This is a genomic window from uncultured Methylobacterium sp. (genome assembly GCF_964242245.1).
Taxonomy (GTDB): Bacteria; Pseudomonadota; Alphaproteobacteria; order Rhizobiales; family Beijerinckiaceae; genus Methylobacterium.
The window spans coordinates 1,947-12,011 of sequence record NZ_CAXTBY010000117.1; the positions used below are offsets into that span (position 1 = coordinate 1,947).

Sequence of the window (10,065 nt, forward strand, 5' to 3'; positions counted from 1 at the left end):
GAACCTGGAGGTTGGCGCGGGCGGTGACGTCGACGTGGCCGTTGCCGAGGCGGCGGGCGGCCTCCGCCACGGCGCGCACCTGCGCAAGCGTGAGGATGCCGAGCCGCGGGTGGATGCGGGCGAGCAGGCCGTCCCCGGTCGGCATCGGCCGCGCGAGGCCGGGGCACCAGCCGCGGCGGCCGGGGACGTCGGGCGGGATGCGGCGCGGCGCGCTCATTCGGCCGCCTGCGGCATGAGTTCGTCGGCGGGCATCGCGTTGCGCCGGCTCGTCCAGAGGCCGCGGGCGCGCGCCTCGTCGAAGCGCTCCAGGATCGCGCGGGTCGCTGCCGGGTTTACCGCCCGCAGGCGGTCGAAGGTGTCGGCGTCGGCAATCCAGGCGGCGTAGAGCCGGTCGAAGTCGGCGTCGCCGACGGCGTCGGTGGTCGCGGCCAGCACGAAGACCGCGTCGAGCCCCTGGGCCAGTTCCTGCGCGCCGCGGTAGCCGTGCCGGAGCTGGCCCGCGATCCAGCGCGGATGGCTCAGCCGCGCGCGGATCAGGCGGGTGGCGTCCTCGCGGGCGGTGCGCGCCCTCGGGCGGTCGGGGTTCGACACGTCGAGGCCGTAGAGCGCGGGCGACCCGCCGCCCAGGGACGCGGCGGCCGCAAACCCGCCCATCGCGTCGACGGCGGCGTCCCCGTCGAACAGGTCGCGCTCGGCCACGTCGAAGGCGTGGAGGTAGGCGTCGGCCTGCGCGACGCGGTCGGCGAAGTCCGCGTCCGCACCCTCCGCGTCGCCGTAGGCATAAGTGCTGGCCGCGAGGTAGGCGCGGCCGAGATCGTCGCGCGTGGCCCAGGCGCCGTCGAGGGCCGTCTCGGCCGCCCCCGCGCCGTAGCGGCCCGGCGCGGCGCCGTAGACGCGGGCCTGCCCCTCGCCCCGCCGGCGGGCTGCGGCGAGCGGGTTCTCGTCGTCCGCCTCATCGCGCTGCGCGACGGCGCGGGCGGCGCGGTCGAGCAGCGCCAGCGTGTCCGGGAAGGTGTCGCGGAACGCGCCGGAGACGCGCACGGTCACGTCGATGCGCGGCCGGTCGAGGAGGGCCAGCGGCAGCACCTCGAAGCCGGTGACGCGGGTCGAGGCGTGGTCCCAGGTCGGGCGCACGCCCATCAGGGCGAGCGCGTGGGCCACGTCCTCGCCGCCGGTGCGCAGCGTCGGCGACGCCCAGAGATCCATGACGACGCGCGCCGGGTACTCGCCCTCGTCCTGGAGGTGGCGCAGCACGACCGCTGCGGCGGCCCGCTCGCCCAGCATTGCCGCCGCGCGGGTCGGCAGCGCGCGGGGGTCCAGCGTCGTGAGGTTCCGGCCTGTCGGCATCACGTCGGTGCGCCCGCGGGACGGCGAGCCGGCGGGCCCGGGGGGCACGAAGCGGCCGTCGAGCGCGGCGATCAGCCCGGCGCGCTCGGCCTCGGCGCAGGCCGCGACCGCGCCGGACGCCCCTTGCGCCGCGCGGCCGAAGACGTGCAGCCCATCGCGAAAGGCGGTCTCGCCGAGGTCGCACAGGTGGGCGTCAAGCGCCGCGAGCGCGTCGGCCATCGGCGTGTCGATCCCGATGCCGGCGCCGGCCAGCAGGCCCGCCGCCTCGGCGTCGTCGAGGATGCCCCGGGCGATCAGGGCCGCCCGGCGCGGATCGAGGACGCTGGCCGAGGCGTACTCCTCCACCAGGTCGCGCAGCCGCGCCGTCTCCGGATCGCGTCCGCCGGCCTCCACCGGAGGCGTCAGGTGCCCGAGGGCGATGCCGCCGAGCCGGCGCTTGAGGGGCGCGGCCTCGCCGGGATCGTCGATGATGAACGGGTAGACCACCGGCAGCGCGCCGACCGCGCGGGCCGGCCAGCATTCGGGCGACAGCGCTACGGCCTTGCCCGGCAGCCACTCGGTGGTGCCGTGCGTGCCGAGGTGGACCAGGGCATCGAAGTTTTCGCGCAGGCCGAGGTGGAAGGCGAGGTAGGCGTGCGTCGGCGGCGCGTCGGGGTCGTGGTAGCCGGCCTTGCGGTCGGCGGCCCGGCCGCGGTCGGGCTGGAGGAAGATCGCGACGCGGCCGGGCACGTCGCACGCGCCGTCGTCCGCGCGCGGGTTCCTTCCTTCAGAGGCAGAAGGACGAGGTGAGGAGCGTGCCGCATCTGGAGAGGTCACGCCCCGCACCCCAGCCCTCTCCCCATGGGAGAGGGGGCCGCGCAGGACTGAATGAGCGCGATCGGAGGGCGGCGCGACCGCGCGGACGTGAAATGCGCCGTTCGTGCAGGCCGGATCGACCTCCGGCTCGCCCCAGCGCTCGCTCAGCGCGGCACGCGACGCCTCCGGCAGGGTCGCGAGCCACGCCGCGTAGTCCGCGAGCGACACCGAGACCGTCGGCGCGTCCTCCGTCAGCGCGCACATCAGGGACGCGGCGTCGGGTAGCGCCCCGGCCGCGTAGCCCGCGTCGGCGAGGTCGTCGAACAGCGCGCGGGCGCTCTCGGGGGTGTCGAGGCCGACGGCGAAGCCCGCGCGGCCGCCGCGGGCGGGATAGTCCGACAGCACCACGGCGATCCGGCGCCGGTCGCGCGGCGTGGCGGCCAAGCGGAGCCACGCCGCGGCGCGGTCGGCCAGCGCCGCGATGCCGGGCCGGTATGGCACCGCCCGGCGCTCGGCGTAGCCGTCGGCCTCCGGCGCCTCCTGCTTGAACGCGACCGGGAATCCCGACAGCCGCCCGTCGAATTCCGGCAGGGCCACCTGCATGGCGAGGTCGGCGGCGTTCATGCCCCGCGCCGAGGCCTGCCACGCCTCCCGCGGGCTCCCGACCGTGAAGGCCTGGAGGACGGGGCAGTCGGCGCCGTCGAGGACGAAACCGGCATCGTCGCGAGCCGCGAACGCGGTCGCCGCGACGATCAGGTCCGGCCGCCGGGCTGCGATGGCGGCGCGGACGGCCTCCACCGCCTCCGGGTCCTTCAGGCTCGAGACGGCGAGCGTCAGCGTACCGATGCCGCGCTGCCGGAGTGCGGCGGCCAGTGCGTTCGCGGGAGCGCCGTCGCCGCCGAGCGCCGCCGAGCGGTAGACCAGAACCAGCACCAGCGTCTCCGGTGCGTCCGGCATCGGCGCGGACCCGGTCGGCGACGCGAGCCCGAGCGGCGATGCGCCTGCGGCGAGCGCCGTCTCCAGCGGCAGCGGCCCACAGCCGGGGCACCAGGGGAAACCGCGCGGCAACGGCTGCGGCGGCTCGACAGTCGTCGGAAACCCGATCTCGGCAGCCAGCCGGGCGAGCATCCGCCGCAAATTCTCCGGTCCGCCCGCGCGGAAGTAGGCGTCGAGGACCGGCGCCATATCGGGGGCGGTGGCGTGGGTCGCGAGGCGCGGGTCGGGCCGGTCGTCCCCCGGCAGGACCACGAGCTTGACGCCGGCCGCGCGGGCCGCGGCCGCGCAGCGCTCGATGCCGTAGCGCCAGTAATCGAGGCCGCCGAGGCAGCGGATCACGACGATCCTCGCCGTCGAGACGATCGTGTCGACGTAGAGATCGACCGACATCGGATGGCGCAGGCGCGACAGCTTGGCGAGCCGCAGGGACGGAAACCCCGCGCCGCACGCCGCGTGCGCGTCCGCTACGCCCGAGAGGTCCGAATCGGTGAACGACAGGAAGACGATGTCGCCGGGCTGCTGCCCGAGATCGACCGCCGCCTCGCCGTCGTCGAGGCTGACCGTATCGATGCGGATCAGGTGCATGCGGTCAGGCCGCCGGGGCGCCCGGCCCGTCGGCGACGCGGCGCGGGCGGGCGGGGACGGTGACGCCATCGTAGATCTCGGCGGCCGGCAGCACGATGCCGAGCGCCGGAAGGGGCACCGTCCGGTCGAGGCCGAGAATGCGCGCCTCCGTCCAGCCGCGGTCCGCCTCGCGGGACCAGAGGCGGATCTCGGCCGCGTTCGGCTTGACCAGCAGGATGTGCTCCAGCCCGTCCATCGCCCGGTATTCGGCGACTTTCTCGAAGGCATCGTCGCGGGTGCTCGGGGACAGCAGCTCGACGACGACGCGCGGCTCGGCCGCCCTCATCGCGTTCGGATCGCGCGGTCCGCAATCGACGCCGACACTCGGCCGGCGGATCTGCCCGGGCAGGGTCTCGACGCTGCCGTCGCCCGTGAAGGGACGGCAGCGGCTGCCGCGCAAGGCCGTGCGGAGCAGGGCAAAGACGTTGACGACGATGTCGTCGTGGACGTTGCGGGCGTCGGCCATCAGGCGCGGCATGCCGCCCACCAGTTCGTAGCGCTCCACCTGACTTTCCTGCCAAGCGAAGAAGGCATCCACGCTCATCGGGTGCGGTCTGCGGTCGAGCATCCTGAAAACCGGTTTCAATACTGTGGCGCGAGAGCGTAGCGCGCCGGACCATCGGATTCCTAACCGGCGAGCGCGGCCGCGACCGCGCCCCGGTCGAAGCCCTTCAGCCCGATCACCACCAGCGTGCCGTCGCGGACCTCCGCCGGCCGCCACGGACGGTCGAAATGGTGGCTGACGCGGCGGCCGACGCCCTGCACCACGAGGCGCATCGGCTTGCCCGCGACGTCGGCGAACCCTTTGATCCGAAGCACGCCCGCGGTCTCGGCGGCCTTCTCGACCCGCGCGGCGAGGTCGCCCGCGGTGATCGCGGTGCGGACGGGAAGCGCCACGGTCTCGAAGTCGTCGTGGTCGTGGTCCTCGCCCGCGCCGTGGTGGGAGGGGCGGGCGTCGAGGTCGTCCTCGGCGGCGGCAGCGAGGCCGAGGAGCACGCGCGGGTCGATTCTTCCGTGCGCGGTCTCCACGACCTTCACCGCGCGGGGGAGCTGGCGCTCCACCTCGGCCCGCACCTCCGCCAGCGCTGCGGTGTCCAGCAGGTCGGACTTGTTGAGCACCACGAGGTCGGCGCAGAGGAGCTGGTCCTCGAACACCTCCTCCAGCGGGTTGTCGTGATCGACCGCCCGGTCGGCCGCGCGCTGCTCGGCCAGCGCATCCGGGTCCTCGGCGAAGGCGCCGGACGCCACCGCCGGCCCGTCCACCACCGCGACGACGCCGTCCACCGTCACCCGCGAGCGGATCGCCGGCCACTGGAACGCCTGCACCAGGGGTTTGGGAAGCGCCAGCCCCGAGGTCTCGATCAGGATATGCTCTGGGGGATTGGCCCGATCGAGGAGGGCGTTCAGCGCCGGCACGAAGTCGTCGGCCACCGTGCAGCAGATGCAGCCATTGGGCAGCTCGACGATCGACTCCTCGGTGCAGCCTTCGACGCCGCAGGCGGCCAGAAACGACTTGTCGAAGCCGACGTCGCCGAACTCGTTGACCAGGATCGCCAGCCGCCGGCCGCCCGCGTTCTCGATCACGTGGCGCACCAGCGTGGTCTTGCCGGCCCCTAGGAAGCCGGTGACGATGGTGCAGGGGATCTTTTGCACGATGCTCATGGGTGCTCTCGGCTCATGGGTGCTCCTGCCGCGGGCTCAGGCCGCGCGCGGCGGGAAAGGTGGAATCCGGGCGACGACGCCCGTACGGAATTCCTGCGGCCGCTCTCGCCACGGCACGATCCCGTCCGGCGTGCCGGCGTAGCGCCCGACGCCGTCGAGGATGATGCGGGCCGATTCGGCCGGGTCGAGGTCGCCGTAGACGTAGGTCCAACGGTTCTCGGATGCGACCGCGACGGTGCAGGGCCGCTTGCAGACCGAGAGGCACTCCACCGGCTCGATCCTCACGCCGGCCGGCTCGGGCAATCGGGCCGCAGCCTCGCGGAGCGCGTCGAGCAGCCGGGCGCCGGCGCGCGGCCCGTCCGGCGCGTCGCCCGCGATCCGGCAAGCGGTGCAGACGTAGAGGACGGTGTCAGGCACGGGCGGCCACCGCGGGCTTGGGGGCAAAAGTCCGCCACGCCCGGCCGAAGGCGAGGCCGATCACCGCCCAGAACACGAAGCCGATGGCGAGCGAGCGGGCGGCGAACTGCGCCGCGAGTCCGGCGGGCAACTCGGACTTCCCCACCGCCACCTCCGGCGCGCCGGCCAGATGCGGCGCCACGATCAGCACGAGGCCGCCGAGGATGGTGATCGGCACGCGCCGGATCGCGATGAGGTAGAGGCCCATGGCGGTTGCGGTCGCGGTCATCACCCACCACGCCTGCCGCGTGGCGAGCGGTGCGGCCTCGCTGCCGGGCAGCTCCGGCGGCAGGCCGAGCGCCGGCGCCAGCGCCACGGCGAGGAAGCCGGCGACCGCGAAGGCGAGACCGCGCTCGGGCGTCGGCTCGCGGCCGCAGGCCAGCATCACGGCGCCGAGGAGCAGGGCGTAGCCGATCCCGCCGACCAGGGTCGCGAGACCGGTGAAGAGCATGCGCGGCACACCCTCTCCCGGCTGCCACTCGGGTGCGGCGTGCGCCTCACCCGCCTCATGGCCGCCCTCGTGCGCGTGGGCGCGGTGCAGCAGCGGTCGCGAGGTCTCCGCAGCAGACGCCTCGACGGCGGCATGCGTCTCGAACCGCTCGGCCGCGATGATCAGCGGGGAGGTGAGGGCGAGTTCGAGGCCGGTCGCGACGACGGCCGCGAGGAAGCCGGCGGCGAGCGCCGCCGACAGGAGCCGGATGAGCATGGGGACGCCTGGATTCAGGCGGTCAATGGCACGGGAAGTTCTGCGTGTGCCGGAAGTCGTGCGCCGCGTTGTGCAGCGCCGAGGCCGGGGAGAAGCCGGCCAGGAACACGAGCCCGAGGCCGAGCATCGCGGCGAGCGCGATCGCAGCGAAGCCCTCGTTCGCACGGGCGCCGGGAACAGTCTGGGTCTGCGTGGTCATCATGACGAAACATCTCCGGCCGCCCCGCCGGCGGCGTTCGAGAACGTGCGGGGGACGGCAGGTCTCCTGGCTCGCGGATCGCCGCGCCTGCCGCCTTCCCGGTGCGAGACCAGTGGCGATGGCAGGCGCTAGCCGCTCACAGTTGCGGGGGCAGCCGCGGAGTCGGGTCGCCCCTCACCGCATTCCCTTTTCACCCCGTCTCCGGGGCACCGTCGCAGAAAGTCTTAGCCTGTCGCGCGGTCGCGCACAACGGAGGCTTTGACGGGCCGGCCGGGCTTGGGGCAAGGGAGGGCATGCAGCAGGCCGGTCCCCGGACGACCCTCGTGCTCGGCGGCGCGCGCTCGGGCAAGAGCGCCTACGCGGAGGCGCTGATCGAGGCCACGCCCACCCCGTGGCTCTACCTCGCCACTGCGCAAGGGTGGGACGACGAGATGCGCGCGCGCATCGCCCTCCACCGCGAGCGGCGCCCCGCCGGCTGGATCACGCGGGACGTGCCGCTGGCCCTCCCCGCGGCGCTTGCCGAGGCGCAAGGGCCGGTGCTGGTCGATTGCCTCACCCTCTGGCTCACCAACCTCCTGCTCTCGGACGCCGACCTCGACGCGGCGACGGACGCCCTGTCCGCGACCTGTGCCGCCGCGCCCGGACCGGTCGTGCTGGTCTCGAACGAGGTCGGCCTCGGCATCGTCCCCGACAACGCGCTCGCCCGCCGGTTCCGCGACGCCGCCGGACGCCTGCACCAGCGGCTCGCGCGGGAGGTCGACCGCGTCGTCCTGACGGTCGCCGGCCTGCCGCTGACCGTGAAGCCGCAAGGAACGCCATGACCGACGATCCCGGACGCGACGACGCCGCCCGCCACCGCGCGAAGATGGCGAAGCGCAAGGCGGTGCAGGACGCCGAGGTGGCGGGCAAGACGATCGAGAAGGGCCTGCTCATCGTCAACACCGGCTCCGGCAAGGGCAAGACCACGGCGGCCTTGGGCCTCGCGCTGCGGGCGCTCGGCCGCGGCTGGCGGATCGGGGTGGTGCAGTTCATCAAGGGCGCCTGGGACACCGGTGAGGCGCACGCGCTCGAAGCCTTCGGCGACCGGGTCGCGTGGCACGCGCTGGGCGAGGGTTTCACCTGGGAGACCCAGGACAAGGCCCGCGACATCGCCGCCTGCGGGCAGGCCTGGACCAAGGCCACCGACCTGATGGCCGACGCGACGATCCGCCTCCTCGTCCTCGACGAGCTCAACATCGCGCTCCGCTACGACTACCTCGACGTCGAGGCGGTGGTGGCGACGCTCCGCGCCCGGCGCCCCGACCTCCACGTCGTCGTCACCGGCCGCAACGCCAAGCCCGCCCTGGTCGAGGCCGCCGACCTCGTGACCGAGATGGGCAACGTCAAGCACCACTTCTCGGCCGGCGTGAAGGCGCAGGCGGGGATCGAGTTCTGATGCGTCGTCCCCGACACCCGGCAGGCGCTGCCCTCCTCTGCGGGGGAGGGTGGGCCTCGGCTCACGCGAGGGCCGGGAGAGGGGAGCATCGCATCCGGCACCGTCGCTCCCCTCATCCGACCCGCTGCGCGGGCCACCTTCTCCCGCAAGGGGGAGAAGGACGGGTCGTGGCATGACCCGCGCCCTGATGATCCAGGGCACCGGCTCCGACGTCGGCAAGTCGCTGATCGTCGCCGGGCTCGCCCGCGCCTTCACCCGCCGCGGCTTGGCGGTGCGTCCGTTCAAGCCGCAGAACATGTCGAACAACGCGGCCGTGACCGCCGACGGCGGCGAGATCGGCCGCGCCCAGGCCCTCCAGGCCCGGGCGGCCGGGGTCGCGCCGTCGGTCCACATGAACCCGGTGCTCCTGAAGCCGCAGAGCGAGGTCGGCAGCCAGGTGGTGGTGCAGGGGCGGATGGTCGCGACCGTGACGGCGCGCGACTACCAGGCCTGGAAGCCCCGGCTGATGGCGGCGGTGCTCGACAGTTTTTCGCGATTGAAACGGCAAGCCGACCTGATCCTCGTCGAGGGCGCGGGCTCGGCCTCGGAGGTGAACCTGCGCGCCGGCGACATCGCCAACATGGGGTTTGCCCGCGCCACGGACACGCCGGTGGTGCTCGTCGGCGACATCGACCGCGGCGGCGTCATCGCCAGCCTCGTGGGCACGAAGGCGGTGATCGATCCGGCGGACGCAGCGATGATCGTCGGCTTCCTCGTCAACCGGTTCCGCGGCGATCCGAGCCTTTTTGCCGACGGCATGGACCTGATCGCGAAGCAGACCGGATGGGCGAGCCTCGGCCTGATCCCGCACTTTCCGGATGCCGCCCGCCTGCCGGCGGAAGACGTCCTGGGCTTGGTCGGTTCCGCCGCGGGGACGCGAACCCACAAGAAGATCGCGGTGCCTGTTTTTCCGCGGATCGCCAATTTCGACGACCTCGATCCCCTGCGGGCCGAGCCCGCGGTCGAGGTCGTGCTGGTGCGAGCGGGTGAACCGATTCCGGGCGATGCCGCCCTGGTGCTGCTCCCGGGCTCCAAGACCACGATCGACGATCTTGCCTTCGTCCGTGCGCAGGGCTGGGACGTGGACCTGCGCGCGCATGTCCGCCGCGGCGGCCGGGTGCTCGGGCTCTGCGGCGGCTACCAGATGCTGGGGCGGACGCTGGCCGACCCGCACGGGATCGAGGGCGCACCGCGTGACGTACCGGGGCTCGGGCTCCTCGATGTCGATACCGTGATGACGCCTTTGAAGCGGCTGGAGGCCGTTTCCGGTGCCAGCGTGCCGGACGGCACCCCCTTCACCGGCTACGAGATGCATGTCGGCGACACCACGGGTCCTGACGCGGGCCGGCCGCTGCTGCGGCTTGCCGACGGGCGCGCGGACGGGGCGGTCTCGGCGGATGGGCTGGTCTCCGGGACCTACGTTCACGGGCTGTTTACCGACGATCGTCAGCGGGCGGCATGGCTCGCCCGCCTCGGCGCGAAATCCGACGGCGCCTCCTACGAGACCGGCATCGAGCGGGTGCTCGATGCCCTGGCCGCGCATCTTGAAGCGCATGTCGATTGCGGCCGGCTGCTGGCGCTTGCGCGCTAATACCGGATCTCGATGAGCCCGACGCCTTGAGATCCGCCCCCCGCGACTGCGGGGCGGCGGTGGTCCGCCGGACCTCATGGGTCACGACCCATGAGACTTGGTACAAGCAGGTTTCGGAAAAGTGCCCCGCGGTTTTCCGAAACCTGCGACAAAACAAGATTCTAAGAGCCTGTTTGAGCGGCTGATCTCAGGCAGGATTGTTGAGAGCGTTGGCG

At 73.6% G+C, this 10,065-nt stretch carries 9 protein-coding genes, 1 pseudogene and 1 riboswitch; of the genes and pseudogenes, 3 read left to right on the forward strand and 7 right to left on the reverse strand.

Features of this window, described 5'->3' with window-relative positions; translation table 11 throughout:
- From ACFE8Y_RS18185 to ACFE8Y_RS18215, 7 genes and pseudogenes are all read right to left on the reverse strand, one after another.
- A pseudogene (locus tag ACFE8Y_RS18185) lies at positions 1-217 on the reverse strand (hypothetical protein); the annotation flags it as partial.
- On the reverse strand, positions 214-3,723 hold the full coding sequence (cobN, locus tag ACFE8Y_RS18190; RefSeq protein WP_375465791.1) for a cobaltochelatase subunit CobN: 3,510 nt from the start codon (positions 3,721-3,723) through the stop codon (positions 214-216). The gene cobN and the pseudogene ACFE8Y_RS18185, both read right to left, overlap by 4 nt.
- Before the next feature lie 4 nt (positions 3,724-3,727).
- Positions 3,728-4,306: a Uma2 family endonuclease gene (locus ACFE8Y_RS18195; protein ID WP_375465792.1), complete on the reverse strand. Its 579-nt coding sequence runs from the start codon at positions 4,304-4,306 to the stop codon at positions 3,728-3,730.
- Positions 4,307-4,389: 83 nt separating this feature from the next.
- A complete protein-coding gene (gene cobW, locus ACFE8Y_RS18200) occupies positions 4,390-5,424 on the reverse strand; it encodes a cobalamin biosynthesis protein CobW (protein WP_375465793.1) in 1,035 nt (344 codons plus the stop codon).
- A 36-nt stretch (positions 5,425-5,460) separates the two neighbouring features.
- Positions 5,461-5,841 (reverse strand): DUF1636 family protein, encoded by a 381-nt coding sequence (locus ACFE8Y_RS18205; RefSeq protein WP_375465794.1) that lies wholly within the window; start codon positions 5,839-5,841, stop codon positions 5,461-5,463.
- Positions 5,834-6,586, reverse strand: a complete 753-nt coding sequence (locus ACFE8Y_RS18210; protein WP_375465795.1) for a CbtA family protein — start codon at positions 6,584-6,586, stop codon at positions 5,834-5,836. The genes ACFE8Y_RS18205 and ACFE8Y_RS18210 overlap by 8 nt, the downstream gene beginning before the upstream one ends.
- A gap of 22 nt (positions 6,587-6,608) precedes the next feature.
- Complete coding sequence (locus ACFE8Y_RS18215) at positions 6,609-6,785, reverse strand: CbtB-domain containing protein (protein WP_375465799.1); 177 nt, start codon at positions 6,783-6,785, stop codon at positions 6,609-6,611.
- A 38-nt stretch (positions 6,786-6,823) separates the two neighbouring features.
- A riboswitch (cobalamin riboswitch) is annotated at positions 6,824-7,014 on the reverse strand.
- Between the two features lie 64 nt (positions 7,015-7,078).
- Between ACFE8Y_RS18215 and cobU the strand changes: the two genes are divergently transcribed.
- The 3 genes from cobU (at position 7,079) to ACFE8Y_RS18230 (ending at position 9,850) form a co-directional block, all read left to right on the forward strand.
- Positions 7,079-7,606, forward strand: a complete 528-nt coding sequence (gene cobU / locus ACFE8Y_RS18220) for a bifunctional adenosylcobinamide kinase/adenosylcobinamide-phosphate guanylyltransferase (protein ID WP_375465796.1) — start codon at positions 7,079-7,081, stop codon at positions 7,604-7,606.
- Positions 7,603-8,220, forward strand: coding sequence for a cob(I)yrinic acid a,c-diamide adenosyltransferase (cobO, locus tag ACFE8Y_RS18225; protein ID WP_375465797.1), 618 nt, complete (start codon positions 7,603-7,605; stop codon positions 8,218-8,220). Before cobU ends, cobO begins: the two co-directional genes overlap by 4 nt.
- Before the next feature lie 172 nt (positions 8,221-8,392).
- The gene (locus ACFE8Y_RS18230) at positions 8,393-9,850 is read left to right on the forward strand and encodes a cobyric acid synthase (protein WP_375465798.1); all 1,458 of its coding nucleotides are present in this window, start codon (positions 8,393-8,395) and stop codon (positions 9,848-9,850) included.
- Positions 9,851-10,065 lie beyond the last annotated feature (215 nt).